Here is a 24,571-nt window from a genome sequence, read left to right on the forward strand (position 1 = left end):
AGCACGAAGCAATCCGTAGGTATCAAAGTCGGGGGCTTTTGACCCCGACATCATTTTATTCTTCTACAATGGCAATTCCGTCTTTTACGGTCACCCTGCCATGTGCGATCAGATCAATTGTCCTTGGAAGGATCTGCCACTCTGCCTCTTCCATTACCCTGTGCTGCAGTACCTCCGGTGTATCACCGTTCTGTACATACACAGCCTTCTGCATGATGATGGCACCATGGTCATAAACCTCATCCACAAAATGAACCGTAGCACCTGTCACCTTGACACCGCTCTTAAGCACTGCCTCGTGAGGCTTCAGTCCATAAAATCCCTTTCCACAGAAGGCCGGGATCAGTGCTGGATGTACATTGATGATCCTGTTATGATATTTCCTTACAAGCTCTGCAGGCATCATGATCATCATGCCTGCCAGTACGATCAGATCCGGGTTCTCCGCATCGATCGTTTCGCTCAGCTTCTGATTAAAGTCTTCCCTGTCTGCAAAGGACTTCATGTCTACAACAATATCCTTGATCCCATGCGCCCTTGCACGCTCCAGTGCCCTGACACCAGGCTTGTTGCTCAGTACAAAGGAAAGCTCCACATCAGTGATCTTCCCACTCTCCACTGCATCAATGATGGCCTGCAGATTGGTACCACCGCCTGCGGCAAGGATTCCTACTCTCAGCATAAATCTACACCCTTCTCACCGGCAATGACCTTTCCTACCACATAGCCCTTTTCACCGGCTGCTTCAATAGCGGAAAGAACCTTATCCTTATCTGCCGGATCAATGGCAAGTACCATGCCAAGTCCCATATTAAATGTATTATACATCATTTTCTCTGCAATGTTTCCTGTTTTCTGCAGCAGTTTAAAGATAGGAAGAACCGGATAGCTGTCCTTCTCTACCACTGCACGCACCCCTTCCGGAAGCATACGGGGAATATTTTCATAAAAGCCGCCGCCGGTAATATGACTGCAGCCCTTAACGGTCACACCGGCTTTCTTAATGGCCTGTAATGTCTTTACATAAATCTTGGTCGGAGCGATCAGTGCCTCGCCAAGTGTTGTTCCAAGTTCAACATAATAAGTATCAAGAGATTCCTTCGTCATCTCGAACACCTTACGTACCAGGGAAAATCCATTGCTGTGAACGCCTGAGGAAGCAATACCGACCAGCATATCGCCATCCTTGATATGTTCTCCGGTGATCAGATCCTTTCTGTCCACCACGCCAACTGCAAAGCCTGCAAGATCATATTCATCCTCCGGCATCAGTCCTGGGTGCTCTGCTGTCTCTCCTCCGACAAGGGCTGCCCCTGCCTGCTTACAGCCCTCTGCAACACCCTTTACGATCGTTGCGATCTTCTCCGGATAGTTCTTGCCACAGGCAATATAATCAAGGAAAAATAAAGACTCTCCACCGGCACAGGCTACATCATTGACACACATGGCTACCGCATCAATACCGATCGTATCATGCTTATCCATCAAAAATGCCAGCTTCACCTTCGTCCCACAGCCGTCTGTTCCGGACAGCAGCACCGGATCCTCCATGTCCTTAATGTTCTTTAAGGAAAATGCTCCTGAGAAACCACCGATCCCGCCAAGAACCTCTGGTCTCATAGTCTCTTTCACATACTTCTTCATTAACTCCACAGATTCATAACCTGCTTCAATATCCACACCGGCCGTCTTATAGTCCATTTCTTTCTCCTTTTCTCTTTGCTTATCGTATTCTTACTGATTCAGGTAATTCTCATATCCAATCTGCTGCAGCTTTTGATCCTTTGCCTCTACCTGCTCCTTCAGATTCTCCGTGTAAGCTTCCAACCTTGCCAGCAGCTTGTCATCGCCGGTTGCCAGCATCTTTGCTGCAAGGATTGCTGCATTCTTTGCCCCGTCAATGGCAACTGTTGCAACAGGAACTCCGGGCGGCATCTGCATAATGGAGAACACTGCATCCATGCCATCCAGCTTCTTCCCGGAAAGAGGAACCCCTATAACAGGCAGGGAAAAGAGTGCTGCGCACATTCCAGGCAGTGCTGCTGCCATTCCTGCTCCTGCAATGATCACCTTTAATCCGCGCTCCTTCGCCGATCTGGTCCATTCGATCAGAAGATCCGGCTCTCTGTGTGCGGAAATAATTCTCATCTCATAATCAATTCCCAGTTCCTTCAGCATCGCTGCAGCACCGCTCATCACCTTAAGATCTGAGTCACTGCCCATGACGATTCCTACCTTTGGCATAATTCTCTCCTCCTGTTTGCGTAGTCCCGAACATTTACATCATACTATATCCAACTTCTTGATTGCAACTCCAAATATAACAATTTATTGTTTCTTAAGGGAAACAAGCAATGGCTCATTCAATTCTTCACAGCCGGGCAGCACAAACATTCCGTCTTCGATCACTGTAATCACCTGTTCCTCTTCCGTTACCACACTGATCTCTCCCAGTTCATCAAAAGGGATCGTGATATCCGTATGGCAGTTAAAATAGGCTTTCTCCGGCTCCGTCCTGCGAAGGAGCGAGCACTCGTTATCTCTGGCAATGATCTCTTTTCCGTCCGGGTTATAAACAGCAACATCCTCCGCATGGGAATAGCAGGTATCTCCCACTGCAAAATGCGGTCCTGTCTTTTCTGCGATCAAAATCGGCAGCTTATCTTCGATCTGATACTTTCTGGCCACCACATAAGCTGTGGTATTGGTGCCAATAGCAAATTCTCCGATTGGCAGCATATCATGATGGAACAGAATATTGTCCCGGATATATTTCCTGTTCTTTTCTTCTTCCTCAAAATTGCTGCAGGTATAATCCTTTACCTTTCCATCTTCAAACTGCAGGGAAAGATCCCTGAATTCCAGTCCGTTTAAAAAAACTCTCGTCACATGAAGTATTCCTTCAGTACCGGTCAGTACAGGAGAAGTAAATACCTCCCCCACCGGAATATTCACATCTGCCACACAGTTTTCAAAGTTCGTCTGATGTGCTGTATCTGTCAGATGGTGCAGCATGATCTTCATGCCTGTCCTGTTCTCTCCTCTGCCCTTTACGATCACATATTTTCCAAGGTCAAGGGTATCTATGATCTTCTGCTGGATCTTCTGATATTTCTGATAATTCAGGGTATTGATCCGGATCACCTCATCGAAGATCTCCGGATAGTTCTCACCGATCTCCGGTGTCGGGAAAGCAATGATGGTAAAGCTTCTTTCTTCTCCCTTAATATAACGGTTCTGAATTTCACCGGCCTGTGTCATATACTCTACAGTAAGCTTCTGCTGGCTTTCTGATAAGTGTACCGCTTCTTCCTTTTCTTTCAGATCCTCCGGTGCTTCCCCGAAAACCTCTACCACTGCAGGTCCTCCAAAATAACCGGCCTGCTCCTTAAACTCTTCAAAGCATTCCTGCCATGCCTCCAGTCTGATCTGTACAAGACGCTTGTCCAGAAACAGCCCGATATCATCCTTATGATCAAAATCATACTGCTTATTGGGGATCGCCCCAAAATAGCCATTCCGGTTCAGGCTCTTCCCCATCAGAAGACTTGCCGGTGCCCTGTAGATCACAGGCTCAAGTCCCATGGCCTCAAAATTCCTGATAGCCTTCAGGATCATTCTTTCAAAGCCAAGCGTGTATCTGATATTTACGATCTTTTTCTTACCGATATCCTTGTTTCCCATCAGGAAACCGATCCGGTACCCCTCTGTATAGGTATCTGCCATCAGATCTATTGTTTCCTGCGGCAGCTCCTTCAGATGCTCCCATGTCCTTAACTCATTTTCTGTAATATATTCTCCAAAAGCGTACAGGTATGCCGGTGTATCAAGGCTGTTTTCCCGTAGTATTTTCCAAGCAAAATCCTGTTCCGGAAGGAACATGCCCTCTAACTTTTTCCTGAAGGAATCTCTGGTATAATCACTGACGAAATAGTAAATATCCTCCCGGACAGACTCGTAGGATGGAAGCTTCTCTTCCTCCAGCAGGCTTCCCTCAAAAGCACTGTATACCTGCAAAAAAAGCTCCAGCCTGATCAGGATTTCTTCCTCCTGCCGTTCATGGCAGAAGGGGATCAGACTTCGCATCTCCGCATACAAAAAGGAAAGCAGCCTGCCATACTCTTCTCCCAGTCTCTTCACACAGTATGCTGGATTTCCATAGCTTTCCTCATAATGTGCCGGCAGGATATCCTCATACAGGCTGTGATTTCTTCTCTGCAGTTCGGAAAGCTCTGCCTTTTGCAGGCCTCCCTCTTCCACAAAGTTCTCATGCTCCAGTACCAGCTTCAGAAACTCTGCCACCTTCCGGAAATAATCTGCAAATACCTCCGGCATATCTGCCGACATATCTTTTCCTTCTGCAATTTCATAAATTCTGGTCTTCGCCAGCAAAAATCTCTCTTCCATCAACTCACATACGCTCCTGCATATAGAATTAAACTCAACGCAAAAAAGGCAAGTACATTGACAATCATGCCAAGTACCGGAAACAGTTTAAAGGTTTCCTTTTCACGTAAGGACATGATCCCAAGGATCAGTCCGACTGTCATGAAAACACTGGCCAGAACACCAGCCGCCCCATATCTTGCCGATGATACCCCTTTTCCCTGATAGGACAGATAAACTGCCATGATATAGGTTCCAAGGGAAAGGATCCCCAGGATAAAGGACATGATCCCCTTTTCCGGGTGTTTTTTATTTGTAAAAATGTAACCTCGAAATCCCATATGTGTTCCTTTCTGCAGCATCAGTTCCTCATGGGTGTCCTGCGACAAAAGGCATTCCTGCCATCAGGAATGCCCTCTCTTGTTAAAATAATATTTTGGATTTTCCAAGAAGGAGCTTTGCTCCGCTTACAATCATCAGGATGCCGCAGACAAGTCCGGTTACCAGTGTAACTACTCCAACAGCAATACTTGTAGCTCCGCTGCCACTCATAATCTTATACGTTTTTTCTTCCATGCTAAGTCCTCGCCTTTCTACATCAGTTTACTGCTTTGCTCCATAAACAGCATAATAATCATCAATCTGTTTCTTACGTTCCTCATCAATATAAACAGTTCCCTTGTATTCCTTCTGATAGAGATATTCTACCACATCTGCCATCGTTACGATAGCGTTGGCATCAAATCCGTATTTCTCCTTGATCTCACAGAGGGCACTCTTTTCTCCCTGACCCTTTTCCATACGGTTTAAGGATACCATCAGTCCCTTGATCTCCACATCGGCCTGTGCCTTAATGATCGGGAAGGTCTCTTCAATAGACTTGCCGGAGGTTGTCACATCCTCGATGATAACGACTCTGTCCCCGTCCTTCAGCTTGCTGCCAAGAAGGATTCCAGTGTCACCGTGATCCTTGACTTCCTTTCTGTTGGAACAATAGCGGACATCCTTTCCATATAATTCACTGATCGCCATAGTTGTTGCTACGGAAAGCGGGATTCCCTTATAGGCAGGTCCAAAGAGGACGTCAAAGTCAAGTCCATAGTGGTCATGGATCGCCTTCGCATAATACTCACCAAGCCTTCTGAGCTGGGTACCTGTCACATAAGCCCCTGCGTTCATAAAAAAGGGGGATTTCCGTCCGCTCTTCAAAGTAAAGTCGCCAAATTTCAAAACCTGGCTGTCTATCATAAACTCAATGAATTCCTGCTTGTACTGTTCCATCTTATTATTTTCTCCTTATTTTAAGCCATCTTCCTTACGCTGGCTTATGCCCTTTCCTGGCTCTTTGCCATTTAATGATTTACCCATGTATATCAATCCTTTCTGATTTGTTTAGCAAACCAAAAAGTCAAGCATAGATATACTTGTCCAGTATATCATTTCATGCTTGTTTTTTCAACTAACAAATCATCTCATTCAAGCTCATTAAGGGCTGGGGAAATCTGGATGATGAAGATAAAAAGACAAATGAAGAAGCGTTGAAATATCCAGATGATTTATATGTAATGGGTACTTATGATATCTCAAAGGGAAAATATGGATCATCACAAATAGAATTTCTGAAAAGGCAGAGGGCAAGGAACGCAAAGAAACAGGATAGTTAAATTAAAAAGGGTACTTGATTTCTCAAGCACCCCATTGTATAATCTACTTAGAAAGTGAATCGGATGTGATTCCGATTTGCCCTCAGTAGTATAAAATGTATTGAAATAGCATCTTACTTTCTCAGGGTAGGGATGCTATTTCTTTTTATTATGATCGTCTATATATGACAGAGCCGCAAAAATTACTAGCACTAAGGTTAAAACTTCAAGCGTGTCCATAGGGCATCACCCTCCTTTGTAAACTAGAGGGCATCTAATAATCGGAAAATCACATCCTACTTTCTTTTCAATTACACAATAACAGTATAACATAAAGGGAACAGATGTTCAAACAAAAAAGAGGTAAATCTACTATAGCTGTTGCAAGTCAGATCAGGGTAGCAGACGGAAAAGGCGAAAAATGATTCACACCAGCCATTCCTTTGTCATTATCCTCTGAAATCAATATGCTGTCCGATCTGTTTCTCTTCCTCGGACTGCATGGAATACATTCTTTCATTCTGCGAATAATCATCGATCTTCTGCAGCAGTTCTTCAAGACTGGATGCCGAGATCATAACTGTTTCTTCCTCATCCCCTGATGCTTTATCTGTTCTGCTTTCCTTCAGCTTTTCTTCCTTTTGCTTCTTTTCTGCTTTCTTTTCTGCAGCCTTCTTCTCTGACTTTGTTTTCTCCTTCTGCTTATCGATCCTTGTCTTCTGATCTGCCGAAGACTTCTTCAGCACTGCAAAGAAGCTTGTCAGTCCACCGTCATTCACCTGCATGCCATAGCCTTTGACCTGTGCACCGGAAGCTGTCAGGGAACTCTTCATCTGTAACAGCTTACTGCCTGCTCCGCTGATCACGCCTTCATACTGCTTTCTGTAGGCTTCATCCTCTGCCATACGCTCGATCTTGGCTTCATCGATCAGAACAACCATCCTACTGGCATTGGCATAGCTTGCTGCCTGTGCCTTAGCTGCCTCCTTCTGATCCTCACTGACAAGAATGAAATCCATGTTAGAAAACTTTTTCTTAAGCTGCTCATAATACCTGGCTGCTTTTTCACTGAGCTTTGGATTTCCAATGGTCTTTCCACTGACCTCTTTTTTCTCCGCCGCTGTACTGGTATAATCCGCTGCAGCTGCTGCAGCTTCTGTAGCTGCTCCATAGCCTGATACTGTATTGCTCATTATGATCTCCTCCGTGATTGTCTTGCGCCAGAATCCGTTCCGGCTCGTTTCCAGGTTTCTATTATGTATATCGTCAGAAATATCCCTGACTTTAACCATCACCCCAGGATCACTTTCCAGCTCTGAAGCAGTCTTTCCATCTGATATGCTGCATTCGCCGGACTGGTAGAGGGAAGCCTGCCCGCCTCCATTCCTGTTTTTTCATACGAATATTTCATGTACAGGTCATAGGCCTTATTTCCGTTTGCAAAGATCTTCCTGACCGGTGCCTGTTTCAGGATTACAGACAGATCCGTTGGGACAACATTTCTGATCGTGCTGTCACTTGACCCTGCAATATCACATTCAGCGATCACATCAAAAAGAGCTATATGATGTCTCAGCAGGATTTTCTTCTTTTCCTCTATGGTAACAGGAACCGCTTCTCCATAAAGCGTTGCTATCACTTTCCAGAATCTGTTCTGCTTGTGCCCATAATAAAAGCGCTGCTCCCGTGATTTCACAGAGGGCAGCGTTCCCAGGATCAATATTTCACTGTTCCGGTCAAATACCGGATCAAATTCATGTCGTATGTGCTGGTATTCCATCAAAAACTCTTTCTGATCGTCAGACAGTTCTGACCATCTTTATATTCATATTTCATGTCATCCATTGTTTTACGGACAAGAAAGATTCCAAGTCCGCCCTCTTTCCGCTCTTCGATCTCTGCAGAAATATCCGGATCCTGCCTTTTCAGCGGGTCATAGGGGAATCCGCTATCCAGAAACATCAGCTGTACGCCATTTTCTTCCTGAAGTGCCTCTATCCTTACTGTAACCGTTCCCGTTTTTTCCCCATAGGCATAATAGGCAATATTACTTACTATTTCATCAATAGCAATATCAAGCTGTATCCGTGCCTTCATAGGACAATCCAGTTTTTCCAGCTCTGCATTGGCAAATTCCGTCACAGTTTCTATCTGCTCAACTATAGCCTCCACTGTTAATTCTTTCATCTACTGTTTTGTTCCTTTCCTTCCTGCATACAATCTGCCTGTCAGCATACAGGAAAAAACCGCACACAATGTTCCGATACAGATTCCTGCAAGTACATCTGTAGGAAAATGTACAAACAGATAGAGCCTGGAAAAAGCAACCAAAAAGGCAAGTATCAATGCTGCGATCCCCGCTTTTCTGTAATAAAAAAGGATGGATACCGCCGCTGCAAAGCTGCACACACTATGACCGGAAGGAAATGAACGCAACAGCTCCCTTTCCTTCATTTCTATCAGCAGTCTGATATGATTCCCGTCCATATATTCCGTATAATAATAAGGTCTTGGTCTCGCGCAGATTCCCTTTAAGGTCAGATCTGTGATCAGTGTTCCAAAGAGCATAGCCAATAATACAGAAATTCCGCACTTTCTCGTTTTGGGTATAATCGTCAGGATCAGACCTGTCAGGATCCAGAATTCTCCATGATTATTAATCCATGAAAGGAAAACCAGCACAGGTGTCAAAAGCTGTGTATGAAGCTCCTGTATCACGCGCAAAAGTTCCATTTCCCATCCAAAATATGTCATACGCATCTCCATGAATTTTCCTGCACTGTCAAAAAAGGGAACCGACGGTTCCCCTTTCTTTATCTGTTATTTAATGCCTGTTCAATATCTGCCTTCATATCTTCGACAGCTTTTCTGGAAGCTTCCGCAAAGTTTGCTTCCCCATATGCTTCATACTTTTCCTGCTGATAAGCCGCAATGATACCTCTTGAGGAATTAATAATCGCCCCAAGACCGTCCTCATTAAAGAAGTGCACCAGATCAGCCCCTTTTCCTCCCTGTGCTCCATAACCTGGCACAAGGATATAGCTCTTAGGCATGATCTTCCGCAGAGTCTTCCCCATTTCAGGGTAAGTTGCTCCGACGACTGCCCCGATATAGCTGTAGTCATCTCCCATATGCTCTTCTCCCCATCTGGCTACCTGCTCTCCAACGATCTCATATAGCGGCCTGTTATCTGCATCTGCAAGCTTTCTGTCCTGAAACTCTCCACTGCTTGGATTAGACGTCTTGACCAGAATGAAAAGGCCTTTCTTTTCTTCCTGACATACTTTGATAAAAGGCTTGATACCATCTGATCCAAGATAGGGATTGACTGTTGCAAAATCCTCATCAAATCCATAATAGGAATGACTGCCTACCTGTACCTTCCCTAGATGTCCTACTGCATAGGCTTCTGACGTGGAGCCGATATCGCCTCTCTTCACATCTCCGATCACAACCAGTCCCTTTTCCTTACAGTAATCTACTGTCCTTTTGAAAGCCACAAGTCCCGGGATTCCAAACTGTTCATACATGGCGATCTGTGGCTTTACAGCCGGAACCAGATCGTAAATATGGTCTACGATCTCTTTATTATACTGGAATACTGCTTCTGCGGCGCCTTCCAGTGTTTCCCCATATTCTGCAAAAGCCTTTTTCTTAATCTGCTCAGGGATATACTTCATCATGGGATCCAGTCCTACCACAATAGGAGCCCCGGTTTCTTTAATTTTTGCTATCAGTTTATTGATCATTGTCATCCTCCTATATATGCTCTGGCTGCTTCCTCATAACCAGCCTGCAAAAGTACTCTTCTTACACTTTCCTGGATATCTGATGCCAGAACCCCTTCCTCTGTAATCCGCTCCTGGAAATCTGCTGTTACCCTGAGTGCCAGAAGATCTGCTTCATCATGTCCATCTCTTCTGTCAGTTGCCAGAAAAGCCCTCATAATCGCATCACTGATCTTTGTCAGCGTAAAATCTGTTATTTCCCCATCTCTCTGAATTACCTGGATCATTGCTGCTACACCCCGTTTTTTGATATCTTTTGCAGGAAAATACGTTCATTCTTCCTGCCTGTCCTGATAGAAAAAGTGTATCATCGCACCTGTAAAAAGTCAACAGGATACACAAGATATTGGGTGTACGAAAATAGTCTCTCAAAGATATTGTATTCTGTCAATTATCGGGTTTTCAGAAATTCATATTCCCTTTTGGCTGTCTCGTCATCCGGGTAAGACTTCAAATAACTGCTCATAAGGGTGGCCGCCTGTTTATACTGCAAAAGCCTTTCATATGCCACAATTTCGTTCATCTTCAGTGTCTGCATCATGCCATTATCTTCAATGTTCATGGCCTGCTGAAAAGCCGTAAGAGCACCTTCATAATCCTTCATCTGCAGCTTGCACAGCCCCATCTGGTTCAGGATCTCCGGACTCTGCTCGCCGCTTTCTGTCAGGAAGGTATTATAAACACTGACCGCATAGTTATAATCACCAAGAACCTCATGCGTCTTCCCAAGGAACAGCACCGCATCACTGCCTTCCTCTTCCTTCGCCTTGTCAAGGTAGGTTCTGGCATTCTCATAGTCCTCCAGATAATAGCTGATCCTTCCCTTTTCAAAGTTGGTCATATATCTGGTACCGCTTTCCATTGCATTCTGAAGGTAAGTCTTTCCGGACTCTCCATATCCGTTCGTGTTCAATACACAATAAATATCGATCAGTCTGTCATAATCCCTTTCATTTAAAGAGATCGTTCTGTCAAAGTCAGCAAGAGCTGCATCAGTTTTTCCTGTTTCTGTCTCAATCACACCTCTGAGGTAATAAGCGTCCCTCTCCTCCGGTTTCATGGCAATGATCGCATTATACACTCCAAGAGCTTCCTCTGCCATTCCCTGCTTATAGTAGGCAGTGGCCAGATAATAGTTCATATCATAATCCATACTGCCAACTCTGCCATCACTTAAGGAAAGTGCTGTCACAAAGGAGTTTATTGCAGCCTCATATTCCGTCTTCCCCATATAGGCGATCCCTTCGCCTCTTACAAGAAGCCTTTCATCCTCGCCCGCTTCTCTTGCCGCAGCAAAGCTTTCAAGCGCGCCGTCATAGTCTAGTGCTTCTATGGCTGTCATGCCGGCTTTTATATTTTCATTCTTATCCTGCAGTCCGCAGCCCGAAAGCATAAGCATAACGGGGAGGACTGCTGTCAGAAATCGTATGCTTTTTTTCATTTATCCCCCTATTTCAAACATATTTACCAGTTTTTGCGAAGCCCCTTGGGATAATGATTCTTCATGATCCCGTTTGCATTTTTCCCAAATCCGAGGCTGTAGCCTTCTATCGTGATCAGATTCCAGGAAGGTGCTCCTTTCGTCTCAAAGGTTTCTCCCCGCAGATACTTTTCTGCAAGTCCTTCTCCAACTGTAAGATCAAAGACCGGTTCAAATTCATCCTTCTTCAGGGAAAGTGCCAGTGCATGTCCCGGTTCGAACCGGTTCTTCTTCAGTGTTCCCAGATGCAGTCCTGCCCGGAGAACCCGAAGCCCCTTAAGTGCCGGTGCCCCTTTCGGGAGCAGATAAAGCTGATCCCCAAACAATACCGGGATTCCCTCTCTGTTTCTGCGAAGATGTTCCTTCTGAAAGGCCAGATATGCTTCATAATCCTTCTCCCTTGCAGGAGTGGCATATCCATACCGGGAAGGACGCTCTTCTTTTTCATTATACCCTTCTTTTTGGAGGACAGCAAGAAAATGTCCTTCTCCCATAAGCTTGTGCGGCCAGAGTCTTATCGTTTTTGAAAGCTCATCACTGCCGCCTTCTGCCCATTCTTTTCTGCCTGGCTCCATGCCCTCCGGCACTTTTACGGAAAGCAGGGAAAATTCCGGATGTCTGTCAAGGAAACGCTGTACACTGCCCTCATCCTCTGCCGGTGCAAAGGTACAGGTAGAATATACAAGCCTTCCTCCGTCATGAAGCATGATGGCCGCCTGATCCAGGATCTCATCCTGTCTCTCTGCACAAAGCTCCACATTTTCAGGACTCCATTCCGTCACTGCTTCTTCATTCTTCCGGAACATCCCTTCTCCTGAGCATGGTGCATCTACAAGGATCCTGTCAAAATATCCAGGGAACAGCTCTGACAACTGCGCCGAATCATGGTTTACTACAATGGCATTTGCCACACCCATCCGCTCTATGTTCTCAGCAAGGATCTCTGCACGCTTTCTGTTGTATTCATTGCAGACCAGAATTCCTTCGCCCTGCATTGCTGCTGCGATCTGGGTACTCTTACCACCAGGCGCCGCACACAGATCCAGGATCCTCTCCCCCGGCTTTGCTGCAAGAAACGGTACCGGTGCCATGGCACTTGCCTCCTGGATATAATAAACTCCTGCCTCATGGAAAGGATGTTTACCAGGTCTGTCTTCGCTGTCAAAATAGTAACCATTTTCTTCCCATGGAACCCTTGTCAGGGAAAAGGGGCATAACTCCAAAAAGCGCCCGCTATCCCCCTTCAGGGGGTTTAGCCGCAGCGCCTGTTTTTTTGGTTCTCCATAGCTTTTCAGAAATGCCTGATATTCTTCTGCCGAAAGCATTTCCTGCATCCGGTCTGTAAATGCCTCTGGCAGCATAGATTATACCTCTTTTTCAGGAATATCGATCTTGATATGCACATCCCTAAGCTGTTTTTCATCTACTTCGGAAGGTGCACCCATCATAACATCCTGTGCTGTCTTGTTCATCGGGAATGGAATGATCTCACGGATACTCTCTTCTCCTGCGATCAGCATTACCATACGGTCTACACCGGGTGCGATTCCGGCATGCGGAGGTGCTCCGTAGCAGAATGCATTGTACATGGCAGGGAATTTGGCCTTTACATGCTCCTCATCCAGTCCCACAATCTGGAATGCCTTCACCATGATCTCCGGATCATGATTTCTGACTGCACCGGAAGAAAGCTCCACACCATTGCAGACAAGGTCATACTGGTATGCGTAAATATCCAGCGGATCCTTGGTCATCAGCGCTTCCATGCCGCCCTGAGGCATAGAGAAGGGATTATGGCAGAATTCCAGCTCTCCACTCTCTTCACCGATCTCATACATCGGAAAATCCACAATCCAGCAGAATTCATAGCAGTCTGTCTTTCTGTGCTTCTCACTGGCGATGCCGAGGAATTTACGAAGGACTCCGGCTGTCTTCTGGGCATCCAGAAGCTTACCTGCAGTAAGTCCTACAAAGTCACCAGGTTTTAAGGAAAGGGCTTCCATCACCTTTTCCTTCCGATCCTGCAGGAATTTGGCAATACCGCCTGCCAGCTCTCCGCTCTCATCCACCTTAAACCAGTATGCTTTATTTCCACTCTGTACTTCCACATCCGCACAGATCTTGTCGATCACCTTTCTGGTGGCTGTAAAATCATCTACTACGATTGCCTTGATCTTCTGTCCTTCAAAAGGTCCAAATCCACAGTCTGCCATCACATCTGTAACATCCTGCAGTTCAAGATCAATCCTGAGATCTGGCTTGTCCGAGCCATACCTTTCCATGGCATCCTTATAGGAAATTCTCTTAAACGGTGCTTTGGAAGCTGTCTTATAAGTTCCATATTTGGCGAAAACAGGAGGCAGTACATCTTCGATGACAGAGAAAACATCTTCCTGGGTTGCAAACGCCATTTCCATATCAAGCTGATAGAACTCTCCGGGAGATCTGTCTGCTCTTGCATCCTCATCACGGAAGCAGGGTGCGATCTGGAAATATCTGTCAAATCCTGAGGTCATCAGAAGCTGCTTGAACTGCTGCGGTGCCTGAGGCAGTGCATAAAACTTGCCTGGATGGTTTCTGGACGGTACCAGATAGTCTCTTGCACCCTCCGGAGAAGAACAGGTCAGGATCGGTGTTGTGATCTCCAGAAAATCATGCTCTGTCATTCTGCTTCTCAGTTCAGAAACGATCTTGCTTCTTAAAACGATCCTGCTCTTTACTTCCGGATTTCTCAGATCCAGATATCTGTATTTCAGTCTGGTTGCCTCATCAGCTTCCTTAGAGCGGTTGATCTCGAAAGGAAGTTCATTATAAATACATTTACCAAGAACCTTGATCTCTTCCGGTACTACTTCAATTTCTCCGGTAGGAAGGGAAGCATTCTTGCTTGAACGTTCTCTCACTATACCGGTGATAGAAAGAGTTGATTCATTATTGACTCCATTTAACTTCGCCATCATTTCCTCTGTCTCGATGACGATCTGGGTTACTCCATAAAAATCACGCAGGATCAGAAATCCCAGATTCCTGCTGACCTTACGCATATTGTCATAAAATCCGACCAGTGTTACCTTTTCTCCTACTTCTGAGATTCTGAGCTGGCCGCAGTTATGTGTTCTTGACTGTATCATAACAAGCTCCTTTTGTTTTTAATCAATATCTGCACAGTATTATACATTTTTTAGTATCGGTGTGCAAGTGCTCCCATGCAACCGTTTCTTTTTTCTGTATATCTTTCACCTGCTTTCACAGGATCTCTCCTCCCGAAATTTCTTTTTCTGCTGATAGGCTGCGATCTTTACATACACAGGCACCGGAAGAAATCTGCCAAGTGTCATGGCTGTCTGCATCAGATGAGTGGGCACGATCACTACCTGTCTCCTTTCCATCTGCTTCAGCGCATAGTCCACACATTTTTCTGCGCTGATCCCCGGCAGTGCGAATTTCACATTGGCTCTTTCGTTGAACTCCGTATTTACAGGTCCGGGACAGAGACATCCCACGTAAACCCGGCTCTTTTTCTCTGAAAGCTCCTCTGCAACCGCTCTTGTAAGGCTGGTTACATAGGCCTTGGAGGCGTAATAGGTCGCCATATAAGGTCCCCCCGGCATCAGACCTGCGCTTGAAGCCACATTCAGGATATACCCGTGATGCTCCTTTTCCATCTTCTGCAGCATCAGCTTCATCAGGATATGAACCGCCTTCACATTGACCCGGATCATATCAAGATCCTTCTGGAGTCTTGTTTCCTCAAACAGGCCGCAGTCACCAAAGCCTGCATTATTGATAAGGAAAGCCACCGGCTTTTCCTTCAGTTCATAGAATACCCGGTAGCATTCCTCCTCCCTGGACAGATCTGCCACAATAATCTCACAATCTGTCCGAAGCTCACCGGCAAGACTTCTCAGCCTCTCTTCCCTTCTGGCGATCAATACCAGTGGGTACCCTTTTCTTGCAAATCTTCTGGCAAACTCCATACCGATCCCGGAGCTTGCCCCTGTGATCACAACGTATTTCTTTCTCTGCAGCTTCCGCATTCCGAAATCCCCCTTTTCCCTATACTACATATCTGTTAAAGAAAGCACATTCCTCATCATTGCACTGATCTGCTTCCGGCAGACGGCAGTTCACATGAAAGACATGACCTACTTCTTCTTTTTCCTTGCTTCCATAAATATGAACTTCACTGTCAATCCCAAGAGACTGCAGCTTTTCATACATGGGCTGCGCATTTTTCAGAATATAATCATGAACAGCACTGGTCACAAATGCCGGTGGGAAATCCCCTGTCATGTATTTCAGGGTATTCAGTTCCTCTCTCATGTTTCTGGCTTTTTCTGTATCTTCCAGTATCTCTTTACCCGTATATTCCAGAAAAACATCATTCGGACTTGTATGCTCCGGATCACTGGTATCATAAACGCCGCAGTTCAGTCCCACTGCCCGTACCTTTATACCTGATGGGATAAAGGTAAAGTGCTTCGCATATTCCGGATTGGTACAGATGATCAGATACTGGGTAGCAAGCTGTGCCCCGGCAGAATCCCCCACCACAAAAATATTATTGGTATCAATAGCATATTCCTCTGCATGATCCCTGATAAAAAGGAATACCTGGTTGATGTCCTCAAGAGCCGTCGGGTATTTATACTCAGGAGCCAGTCTGTAGTTGAAATTGACAAAGGTAAATCCACGCTGTGCAAGGCGCATGCCGTAGAACTGATACTGCTCCTTGCTTCCATAAACCCAGCCGCCTCCATGGATACTGATGATCGTCTTCTGTGGCTTCGTTACCTTTTTCTGATGATAAATATCGAGCAGATTGGCATCTCCGTATGGTCCATAGGAAATATTATCAAATCTTATGATATCCTCCGGTGTTGTCAGGCCCTCATCTCTTTTGTCATCACTGATCTTCCAGTTTATCCTGATATCTCTTACTACTTCACTAATCATGTTTTTCCTCCAGTATAGATGTGCAGTGTGCACATTTTGTCGCATCAATGGGAATCTCGCTCTTACAGTAAGGACAGAGCTTTGTCGTCGGTGCTGCCGGCTCTTCCTTTTTCTTTCCAAAGCTCATCAGTTTATTGATAGCTTTCACCAGACAGAACAGAATAAATGCCATGATGATAAAATTCACAACAGAAGAAAGAAAGGCTGATACAAATCCAAGAACCTCTGTTTTCGTATACACAGCATTTCCCGTAAGTTCATTCAGGATAGGATTGATAAAATTATCTGTCAGGGAAGTTACAATTCCGGAGAATGCACCACCAATGATAATACCAACTGCCATATCCATCACATTGCCTCTTAAGGCAAACTCTTTAAATTCCTTCAAAAACCTTTTCATTCTGTACCTCTTCTCCTTATCCGCCGCTTTACTGGGTGCTCTGCAGATAATCAACAAACTGCTGGGCTGTTCTGCCGGAAATGCCGCCATGGCTCAGCTCCCACTTGTTGGCTTCCCTCGTCAGCTCTTCTTCAGACATGGTGATGCCGGCACGTTTTGCCAGATTGACCACGATATTGAAATACTCCTTCTGATTCGGCTTTTCATAGCTGATAGTCACACCGAAGCGGTTTACCAGTGACAGCTTTTCTTCTACAGTATCAGAATGATGCTTGTCATTATTGTTATCCTGGTCATTTCTGTCATTCCAATTTTCCTTGATCAGATGGCGCCTGTTGGATGTCGCATAGATCAGGATATTGTCCGGTCTTGTTTCCACACCGCCCTCAATCACAGCCTTCAGATATTTGTACTCAATTTCAAATTCCTCAAAGGAAAGGTCATCCATATAAATGATAAACTTATAGTTTCGGTTCTTGATATCTGCGATCACCGTAGAAAGATACTGGAACTGGTGCTTGTAAATCTCGATCATGCGAAGGCCGTCATCATAATACTGATTGACGATCGCTTTGATACTGGTAGACTTGCCGGTACCGCTGTCACCAAAGAGCAGCACATTGTTGGCTCTTTTTCCCTTTACAAAGGCTTCGGTATTCTCCACAAGCTTCTTTTTCTGGATCTCATAGCCCACAAGATCAGAAAGCATGACCGTATCCATATTGTTGATCGGACGGAAAAGAATACCGCCCTGCGGCTTTTCCTCAATACGGAATGCCTTGTTCAGACCAAACATGCCAACTCCATAATCCTTATAAAAGCCGGTGATCACATCGAAAAATTCCTTCTCATCACTGGTCTGCTCCAGCTTCCTGCTTAGGGAACGTACCTTTTCACTGACATTTTTGTTGTACATCAACTCCTTCTTATGTACTGCCTGATAGTGGGAAAGCCTGGAAAAGCACTGTATCCCAAGATCCCTTTCAATGGGATCGAAATCATAGTCAAAAAGAGCCCTGAAAATACGGAAATCATTTTCAACCAGCTCGTTGACAGTTCCTTCATTGGCCCCCACCTTTTCACAGGTAAGACTGAAAGGATTCTCGCTCATCATCAGAAAAAAAGTCAGATAATTGTGCCAGAGGTTATCGTCAAAGCCATAGTCTGTTGCCACCTTCAGGATGTGCTTTACCTGGGTATTGATATCCCTCACAAGCTCCATCCGGTCATAGACGCCCTTCTCATAACGTCCAAACAGCTCTCCAAGCTGATACAGTATCCCCTCCCTGTCCAGATCTCCATACATTAATAACTGTGAAACTTCCTGATACATATTTTTCTCCTGTCTAATCCTGTTTTTCATGGTCATAGATGATCAGCGCCATGACCTGAAGCTCATCCTCCTCCAGATTGGTCAGGCTGTGTCCCTTGCCGGAGGGGGTAAAATAATGCTCTCCCGGCTTTAAGGTCAGAGTTCTTTCATGGTTGTCATCTATGGTTGCGGTGCCTTTAAGCACATAATAGTCTTCCCCGTCTCCCTGATGCACATGATAACCTACGGAGCATCCCTTCTGCAGTGTCACCTTTGCATATACACGGTTCATGCCGTGCATTTCGTCTGCCTCCAGTATATGGTCAAAATGGACCGTTCCCTGTCCGCCTAAAAATTCCTTCTGATCTACACTTTTCATCCTGTTGTCCATACCTTTCCTTCATTAATTGCAGTCCTGTCCTGCTTACTGATATATTTTACTCTATTATTCAGCTTCTGAAAAGTCAAAAAATCTTTTCAGAAAAGCCATCAGATGTTATACTTTCCCTGGAGCATACTACTGACAGAAAGGACTTTTATTATGTACATTTCAGATGATATTTTTTATATTGGTGTGAATGACCACAGAATCGATCTCTTCGAGGGGCAATATCCGGTTCCTCACGGCATGTCCTACAATTCCTATGTTATCATGGATGAAAAGATTGCCGTCATGGATACCGTAGATGCTGGCTTTACAGAAGAATGGCTGTTAAAGCTCTCTTCTGTACTTTCCGGCAGAAAGCCTGATTATCTGGTCATCCAGCACATGGAGCCTGATCACTCTGCAGGCATTGCTATTTTCATGGAAGCCTATCCGGATACCTGTGTGGTTTCCTCTGCGCCGGCCTTCACCATGATGAAGCAGTTCTTTGGCAGTGATTTTAACACAAACCGTATGGTGATCAAGGAAGGAGATACCTTAGGTCTTGGCAGGCATGAGCTTACCTTTGTGGCAGCTCCCATGGTTCACTGGCCAGAAGTCATGGTGACCTATGATGCCTGCGATCAGATTCTGTTCTCTGCAGATGGCTTTGGTAAATTCGGTGCCCTTGATGAAGAGGAAGCCTGGACAGATGGTGCCCGCCGCTATTACTTTGGTATTGTAGGCCGTTTTGGCATGCAGGTACAGAATCTTCTGAAAAAGGCTTCCGGGCTGACCATCCAGAAGATCTGTCCGCTTCATGGTCCTGTACTTTCTGAAAACCTTGCCTGCTATTTATCCTTATATAATACCTGGTCTTCCTACCAGCCGGAGGAAAAGGGCATCACCATCGCCTATGCCTCTGTTTACGGCAACACGAGAAAAGCTGCTGAGCTTCTTGCCGATATTCTTGAGAAAAAGGGCTGCAAAAATGTTGTCCTGATGGATCTTGCAAGAACAGACCTTTCCTTCTGCCTTGAAAATGCCTTCCGCTATGATAAGCTGGTTCTGGCTTCCATCACCTACAATGCCGGCATCTTCCCTTATATGGACAATTTCCTCCGTCTCTTAAAGGAGCATAATTATCAGAACCGCACCATTGCCTTTATAGAAAATGGATGCTGGGCTCCCACTGCTGCGAAGGGCATGATGGAGGTTCTGAAGGACTGCAAGAATCTGACCTTTGTCGAAAATACGGTGACGATCCGTTCTGCAGTCAATGAAGATACCATGAAGAAGATCGAAGCTTTAGCCGAGGAACTGGCTGAATAGAATAAAAAGATGGCTGTGCATCTCTGAACAGATCAGAAAACACAGCCATCTTATACTGATATCCTCATGGTATTCTCTTCTTTCACTTCTGTGGCAGCTGCGCTCTGGCAGCCTGTACATACCTGTCAGCATTTCCCTTATTATCGGCAATTTCCTCTTCCGTCAGCTTCCGTATGATCTTTGCCGGGTTGCCAAAGGCAAGACTGCCGTCAGGTATGTTACTGTTCTGGGTGACCAGTGCCCCGGCACCAATGATGCAGTTATCTCCGATCACTGCCCCATTCAGAATAATAGCTCCCATTCCAACAAGTGTATTATTTCCAACCGTGCATCCATGGACAATGGCACTGTGGCCGATCGTCACTCCGTTTCCAATGCTGACCGGATAGTTCCGGGAGGTATGGATCACAGCATTGTCCTGTACATTGGTTCTGCTGCCAATCGTAATCTGATCAGAATCTGCCCGTATCGTTGCATGATACCAGATCCCTGCTTCCTCCCCGATCGTCACTTTACCTTTGACTACTGCTTCATCAGCCACATAATATGCCATTTTTTCACGCTTTCTGTTATTGTTTTATGCTTTGTTTGCCATCTGATAGATTCGGATCATATCCTGCAGATCCAGCTTCTTTGCAGAACCTGTAGAACTTCCGCTTGCTTTCAGGCATCCCTCTGCCATTTCCCGGATCTGTTCCTCTGTCGGGTGGATGCCCAGCTCTTTTAAATTAACCGGCATGCCAATACTGTGATAAAACTCCTCCATGGCTTTTATACCAAGAAGTGCTGTTTCTTCATCACTGCCACCTGCCGTAACGCCCATTACATTCTTTGCATATTTCACAAATCGGGGCAGGCAATACTTATAAACATATCTCGCCCAGCTTGGCCAGATGGCTGCCAGTCCGGCGCCATGAGTCACATCAAACATACCACCCAGTTCATGCTCCAACTTATGGGACATAAAGTCACCACCGTCATTGCCACAGCCTGTCAGGTCATTATGTGCCAGGCTTCCAGCCCACATAATCTCCGCACGGGCATCATAGTTATCCGGCTCGGTATGCAGAATTTTTGCATTTTCCATTACGGTACGAAGAAGACCTTCTGCCAGGGCATCTGTGATCTCCATATTGCCACCATTGGTAAAATAACGTTCCATGGTATGCATCATAATATCGGTACATCCGGATTCCGTCTGGTAATCCGGCAGGGTTTTGGTAAATTCCGGATTCATAATCGCAAACTTAGGTCTTGCCAGGTTATCATCATAAGCTCTCTTTTCCAGTGTCTTCTCATTGGTGATCACACTGCTCCTTGAAGTTTCACTTCCTGCTGCGGCGATTGTCAGTACACTGGCAACCGGCAGGCACTTTCTGGCTTTTCTTGTATGCTCATATAATTCCCAGACATCCTTTTCCGGCTCGCCAAGTCCATAAGCGATCGCCTTAGCTGTATCAATAACACTTCCGCCGCCAACGGCCAGCAGGAAATCAATACCCTCATTTTTACCGATCTCAATACCCTCATATACCTTGTCCAGATGAGGATTTGGAACAATTCCACCAAGCTCCTGGAAATAAAGCTCCTCTTCCTTCAGGGATTCCTTTACCAGGTCAAGAAGACCTGAGCGAACCGCACTCTTTCCTCCATACAGAACAAGGACTCTGGATCCCCCGTATTCCCGGATCAGTTTTCCTGTCTGCTTCTCTGTTTCCTTTCCAAAAATAACACGTGTGGGTGAAAAATACTCAAAACTGTTTGCCATATTCTGTGTCCTCCTTTTTCTATACCCGTATATGCCTATTATAAAATAAGTTTGGAAAAATCAAAATATTAAATATTCCGCTTTTTATCAAAAAACATCCTTGATATGATATGAATATCCCTGTCTTATTTCCATAAACACCCTTTTCTTTATGATAAAATTCCCCATCATCAAACACTGATGGGGAACATTTCTTATCCTTCCTGATTCATCCGGGCGAGTTTCGCTGTCTGATCTGCCAAAATGCACCCGTCTATGATTTCTCCGATATCTCCATTCATTATTTTGTCAAGTTTATACAGTGTCAGGCCAATCCGGTGGTCGGTTACTCTTCCCTGTGGGAAGTTGTAGGTTCTGATCTTCTCAGAACGGTCTCCGGTACCGATCTGGCTTCTTCTCATTTCTGCTTCTGCGTCATGACGCTGCTGCTGCTCCAGATCATACAGTTTAGCTTTCAACAGAGCAAATGCCTTGGCCTTATTCTGCAGCTGGGATTTCTCGGTCTGACTGTAAACTACAATACCTGTGGGATAATGGGTCAGACGCACTGCAGAGTCTGTGGTATTAACACATTGCCCACCGTTTCCAGATGCTCTCATCACGTCGATCCTGATATCCTTATCATCAATAACAATATCAATATCATCATCTACCTCCGGCATAACTGCCACGCTGACTGTGGAGGTATGGATACGTCCGCCAGATTCTGTCTCAGGCACACGCTGTACACGGTGTACACCGCTTTCATATTTCAGCTTGGAATATGCACCCTGTCCGGTAATTGTGAAGCTGACTTCCTTCATGCCACCGATTCCGATCTCATCTACATTCAAAAGCTCTGTCTTCCATCGCTGGCTCTCTGCATAATGGACATAAAGCCGGTACATTTCCGCTGCAAACAGGGCAGCTTCATCTCCGCCGGCGCCGGCACGGATTTCCATGATAACATTCTTATCATCATTGGGATCCTTGGGAAGCAGAAGGATCTTCAGTTCCTTTTCCAGCTCCTCGATTCTTTTCTTGGCTGCCGAAAGCTCCTCCTTCAGCATCTCCTTCATATCCTCATCGGACTCAGAATCGAGTAATGCCAGGGAATCCTCCTCATCCTGCTTACATTTCTTATATTCCTTATATGCCTCTACGATCGGTGTCAGATCACTCTGTTCCTTCATCAGCTTACGGAAGCGATCCTGATTGTTTGTCACCGTAGGCTCATTCAGCTCATTCATGATCTCCTCATATCTGGCAAGCAGATCGTCTAATTTATCAAACATGACTATTTCCTCCCGTTAAATGTTCCATACACCACTCTGTCAAGTCCGGCAAGATCCTGACTGACAGTCACCTCTTCGTATCCTTCCTCTTCCATCAGCAGCTTTACTGCTTCTCCCTGATCGTAACCGATCTCAAAGAAAAGCATGCCTCCGGAATAAAGATGTTCTGTCGCTTCCCTGGTAATCTTCCGGTAAAAGTCAAGACCGTCTTCGCCGCCATCCAGTGCGATCAGCGGCTCATGATCCCTCACCTCTTCCATCAGAGTCGGAATCATATCCTTTCGGATGTATGGTGGATTGGATACAATATATTCAAACCTTCCTTCTATGCTTTCAAACAGATCACTCTGGATAAACTGCGCAGATATTCCAAGCTCTTTTGCATTTTGCCCTGCAACAGCAAGTGCTTTTTCCGAAATATCACAGCCAACACCCCTGCAGCCATTAGAATACCGCAGGAGACTTAAAAGAATACATCCACTGCCTGTACACACATCCAGGATCTCCATGCCATCCCTGAGATACCTCATCACTTCTTCTACAAGAGTTTCTGTATCCTGTCTTGGCACCAGTACATCCTCCGTAACAGAAAAACGCAGTCCCATAAACTCCTGCCAGCCTGTAATCTGCTGCAGTGGCTCATGTGTGCTTCTTCTTTCTATGAAAATACGAAACTGTGTTTCTTCTTCCTCTGTTACCGCTCTGTCTCCATGCACCAGCAGCGTATTCCGGTCTGTCCTACAGACCTCCTCCAGCAGAAGCCTCGCATCAAGCGCTGCTTCCTGTATGCCAGCCTTCTCCAGTCTGTCTTTTCCTGTTTCATAAAGCTTCCGGTAATTCATGGATCATTCTTCTTCCTCTCCCGGCTCATCCTGAAGCCAGGAATCATCCACTTCATATCCGAACTCATCTTTCAGATATGATTTCCAGTCAAATACCGCCTCCACAGATCTGATGGCAACCTCTGCCATTTCTCTGTCAGGCTCCTTGGTCGTCAGTTTCTGCAGCCACATACCGGGCGCAGAAATGATCTTTACGAAAATATTGTCACTTCTGCCCGCCAGCCGGATGATCTCATAGGAAATACCCGCGATCACAGGTACCAGTGCAATTCGCAGTACTACACGGAGAGCAGGATTCTGTACCCTGATAAAAAAGAACAGGATGATGCTCACAAAAACTACAAGAAACATAAAGCTCGTCCCACAGCGTTTGTGGATCCTGGAGCTTCTCATTACATTGTGGATAGTCAGAGGTCTTCCGTTCTCCACACAGTTGATGCACTTATGCTCTGCCCCATGATACTGGTACAGTCTGTGAATATCCTTCATCAGACTGATTGCGACAATATAGATCACAAAGATCAGTATCCTGATGATTCCTTCTATGATCGCAAGCAGGGAATCATTTCTGATATACTGTACAAGCAGCGTTGACAGAAAATAGGGAAGCAGCATAAATACAGCAATCGCAATCACAATGGAAGCCACCGTTGTCACTCCCATCAGGATCTTCTCTGCCCGTCCCCCTGACACCTTGTTCAGTGCCTTGTCAAGCTTCGTTTCCTCCGCTTCCTCGTCCTCATAGAAGGACGCTGAATAATTGATGGTCTTCATTCCAAGGATCATGGAATCCAGAAAATTAAAAATGCCTCTGATAAAAGGGATCTTTTTCAAAGCACTGTCATGCAGGATACCCCTGTACACATCTACTTCCACTTCGATCTCACCATTTGGCTTACGGATAGCCACTGCATAATCATCTTTATTTTTCATCATCACGCCTTCCAGAACAGCCTGTCCGCCGATCCCGGAATAGTGCGTTGTTTTTTTCTTTTTACCCATGCAAGATACTCCTGTAATAAAAAT

The 24,571-nt window shown here is 45.5% G+C and carries 27 protein-coding genes; 1 reads left to right on the forward strand and 26 read right to left on the reverse strand.

Annotated elements, in window-relative coordinates; translation table 11 throughout:
- Window positions 1-55: 55 nt before the first annotated feature.
- The 21 genes from purN to WJQ40_RS08910 all read right to left on the reverse strand — a co-directional run bounded on the left by purN (window position 56) and on the right by WJQ40_RS08910 (window position 18,356).
- The gene (purN, locus tag WJQ40_RS08810) at window positions 56-682 is read right to left on the reverse strand and encodes a phosphoribosylglycinamide formyltransferase (protein WP_262574652.1); all 627 of its coding nucleotides are present in this window, start codon (window positions 680-682) and stop codon (window positions 56-58) included.
- A complete protein-coding gene (gene purM / locus WJQ40_RS08815) occupies window positions 676-1,701 on the reverse strand; it encodes a phosphoribosylformylglycinamidine cyclo-ligase (protein WP_118798174.1) in 1,026 nt (341 codons plus the stop codon). Before purM ends, purN begins: the two co-directional genes overlap by 7 nt.
- A 33-nt stretch (window positions 1,702-1,734) precedes the next feature.
- Window positions 1,735-2,244, reverse strand: coding sequence for a 5-(carboxyamino)imidazole ribonucleotide mutase (gene purE / locus WJQ40_RS08820; protein ID WP_337539397.1), 510 nt, complete (start codon window positions 2,242-2,244; stop codon window positions 1,735-1,737).
- An 84-nt stretch (window positions 2,245-2,328) separates the two neighbouring features.
- Window positions 2,329-4,407: an aminopeptidase gene (locus WJQ40_RS08825; RefSeq protein WP_337539400.1), complete on the reverse strand. Its 2,079-nt coding sequence runs from the start codon at window positions 4,405-4,407 to the stop codon at window positions 2,329-2,331.
- Window positions 4,407-4,775, reverse strand: coding sequence for a DUF6142 family protein (locus tag WJQ40_RS08830; protein ID WP_337539403.1), 369 nt, complete (start codon window positions 4,773-4,775; stop codon window positions 4,407-4,409). Before WJQ40_RS08830 ends, WJQ40_RS08825 begins: the two co-directional genes overlap by 1 nt.
- 34 nt (window positions 4,776-4,809) lie before the next feature.
- Entirely contained in the window at window positions 4,810-4,962 is a 153-nt protein-coding gene (locus tag WJQ40_RS08835) for a hypothetical protein (protein WP_262574646.1), read from the reverse strand.
- A 27-nt stretch (window positions 4,963-4,989) separates the two neighbouring features.
- Window positions 4,990-5,667: an orotate phosphoribosyltransferase gene (pyrE, locus tag WJQ40_RS08840; protein WP_262574645.1), complete on the reverse strand. Its 678-nt coding sequence runs from the start codon at window positions 5,665-5,667 to the stop codon at window positions 4,990-4,992.
- A gap of 811 nt (window positions 5,668-6,478) precedes the next feature.
- Window positions 6,479-7,222, reverse strand: a complete 744-nt coding sequence (locus tag WJQ40_RS08845) for a DUF6033 family protein (protein WP_337539406.1) — start codon at window positions 7,220-7,222, stop codon at window positions 6,479-6,481.
- 98 nt (window positions 7,223-7,320) lie between these two features.
- Window positions 7,321-7,809 (reverse strand): DNA-deoxyinosine glycosylase, encoded by a 489-nt coding sequence (locus WJQ40_RS08850; RefSeq protein ID WP_337539409.1) that lies wholly within the window; start codon window positions 7,807-7,809, stop codon window positions 7,321-7,323.
- Window positions 7,809-8,216, reverse strand: coding sequence for an ATP-binding protein (locus WJQ40_RS08855; protein ID WP_337539412.1), 408 nt, complete (start codon window positions 8,214-8,216; stop codon window positions 7,809-7,811). Before WJQ40_RS08855 ends, WJQ40_RS08850 begins: the two co-directional genes overlap by 1 nt.
- Window positions 8,217-8,783, reverse strand: a complete 567-nt coding sequence (locus WJQ40_RS08860; RefSeq protein WP_337539415.1) for a phosphatase PAP2 family protein — start codon at window positions 8,781-8,783, stop codon at window positions 8,217-8,219.
- Between the two features lie 59 nt (window positions 8,784-8,842).
- Window positions 8,843-9,778: an orotidine-5'-phosphate decarboxylase gene (gene pyrF / locus WJQ40_RS08865; protein WP_262574640.1), complete on the reverse strand. Its 936-nt coding sequence runs from the start codon at window positions 9,776-9,778 to the stop codon at window positions 8,843-8,845.
- Window positions 9,779-9,780: 2 nt separating this feature from the next.
- Window positions 9,781-10,044, reverse strand: coding sequence for an ATP cone domain-containing protein (locus tag WJQ40_RS08870; protein ID WP_118798165.1), 264 nt, complete (start codon window positions 10,042-10,044; stop codon window positions 9,781-9,783).
- A gap of 164 nt (window positions 10,045-10,208) precedes the next feature.
- Complete coding sequence (locus tag WJQ40_RS08875; RefSeq protein WP_337539418.1) at window positions 10,209-11,258, reverse strand: tetratricopeptide repeat protein; 1,050 nt, start codon at window positions 11,256-11,258, stop codon at window positions 10,209-10,211.
- Window positions 11,259-11,281: 23 nt separating this feature from the next.
- Window positions 11,282-12,658 (reverse strand): RsmF rRNA methyltransferase first C-terminal domain-containing protein, encoded by a 1,377-nt coding sequence (locus tag WJQ40_RS08880; protein ID WP_337539419.1) that lies wholly within the window; start codon window positions 12,656-12,658, stop codon window positions 11,282-11,284.
- Between the two features lie 3 nt (window positions 12,659-12,661).
- Entirely contained in the window at window positions 12,662-14,428 is a 1,767-nt protein-coding gene (gene aspS / locus WJQ40_RS08885; protein WP_118798162.1) for an aspartate--tRNA ligase, read from the reverse strand.
- A gap of 105 nt (window positions 14,429-14,533) precedes the next feature.
- On the reverse strand, window positions 14,534-15,334 hold the full coding sequence (locus WJQ40_RS08890) for an SDR family oxidoreductase (RefSeq protein ID WP_262574632.1): 801 nt from the start codon (window positions 15,332-15,334) through the stop codon (window positions 14,534-14,536).
- A 19-nt stretch (window positions 15,335-15,353) separates the two neighbouring features.
- Window positions 15,354-16,253: an alpha/beta hydrolase gene (locus tag WJQ40_RS08895; protein ID WP_337539421.1), complete on the reverse strand. Its 900-nt coding sequence runs from the start codon at window positions 16,251-16,253 to the stop codon at window positions 15,354-15,356.
- Window positions 16,246-16,653 (reverse strand): large conductance mechanosensitive channel protein MscL, encoded by a 408-nt coding sequence (mscL, locus tag WJQ40_RS08900; RefSeq protein ID WP_262574629.1) that lies wholly within the window; start codon window positions 16,651-16,653, stop codon window positions 16,246-16,248. The genes WJQ40_RS08895 and mscL overlap by 8 nt, the downstream gene beginning before the upstream one ends.
- 28 nt (window positions 16,654-16,681) lie before the next feature.
- Window positions 16,682-17,986, reverse strand: a complete 1,305-nt coding sequence (locus tag WJQ40_RS08905) for an ATP-binding protein (RefSeq protein WP_118798273.1) — start codon at window positions 17,984-17,986, stop codon at window positions 16,682-16,684.
- Window positions 17,987-17,999: 13 nt separating this feature from the next.
- Complete coding sequence (locus WJQ40_RS08910) at window positions 18,000-18,356, reverse strand: cupin domain-containing protein (protein WP_262574628.1); 357 nt, start codon at window positions 18,354-18,356, stop codon at window positions 18,000-18,002.
- 150 nt (window positions 18,357-18,506) lie between these two features.
- On the opposite strand from WJQ40_RS08910, the gene WJQ40_RS08915 reads away from it, so the two are divergent.
- Window positions 18,507-19,661, forward strand: coding sequence for an FprA family A-type flavoprotein (locus WJQ40_RS08915; RefSeq protein WP_337404522.1), 1,155 nt, complete (start codon window positions 18,507-18,509; stop codon window positions 19,659-19,661).
- 82 nt (window positions 19,662-19,743) lie between these two features.
- Here WJQ40_RS08915 and WJQ40_RS08920 read toward each other — a convergent pair whose 3' ends face one another.
- From WJQ40_RS08920 to WJQ40_RS08940, 5 genes are all read right to left on the reverse strand, one after another.
- A complete protein-coding gene (locus tag WJQ40_RS08920; protein WP_337539427.1) occupies window positions 19,744-20,214 on the reverse strand; it encodes a gamma carbonic anhydrase family protein in 471 nt (156 codons plus the stop codon).
- Between the two features lie 24 nt (window positions 20,215-20,238).
- Complete coding sequence (locus WJQ40_RS08925; protein WP_337539428.1) at window positions 20,239-21,429, reverse strand: iron-containing alcohol dehydrogenase; 1,191 nt, start codon at window positions 21,427-21,429, stop codon at window positions 20,239-20,241.
- Between the two features lie 194 nt (window positions 21,430-21,623).
- Window positions 21,624-22,703: a peptide chain release factor 1 gene (gene prfA / locus WJQ40_RS08930; protein ID WP_118798154.1), complete on the reverse strand. Its 1,080-nt coding sequence runs from the start codon at window positions 22,701-22,703 to the stop codon at window positions 21,624-21,626.
- Between the two features lie 2 nt (window positions 22,704-22,705).
- Window positions 22,706-23,545: a peptide chain release factor N(5)-glutamine methyltransferase gene (gene prmC / locus WJQ40_RS08935; protein ID WP_118798153.1), complete on the reverse strand. Its 840-nt coding sequence runs from the start codon at window positions 23,543-23,545 to the stop codon at window positions 22,706-22,708.
- 3 nt (window positions 23,546-23,548) lie between these two features.
- A complete protein-coding gene (locus WJQ40_RS08940) occupies window positions 23,549-24,547 on the reverse strand; it encodes a DUF1385 domain-containing protein (protein ID WP_337405883.1) in 999 nt (332 codons plus the stop codon).
- Between the last annotated feature and the right edge of the window lie 24 nt (window positions 24,548-24,571).

It is taken from the genome of Suilimivivens sp. (assembly GCF_037359455.1).
Taxonomy (GTDB): Bacteria; Bacillota; Clostridia; order Lachnospirales; family Lachnospiraceae; genus Suilimivivens; species Suilimivivens aceti.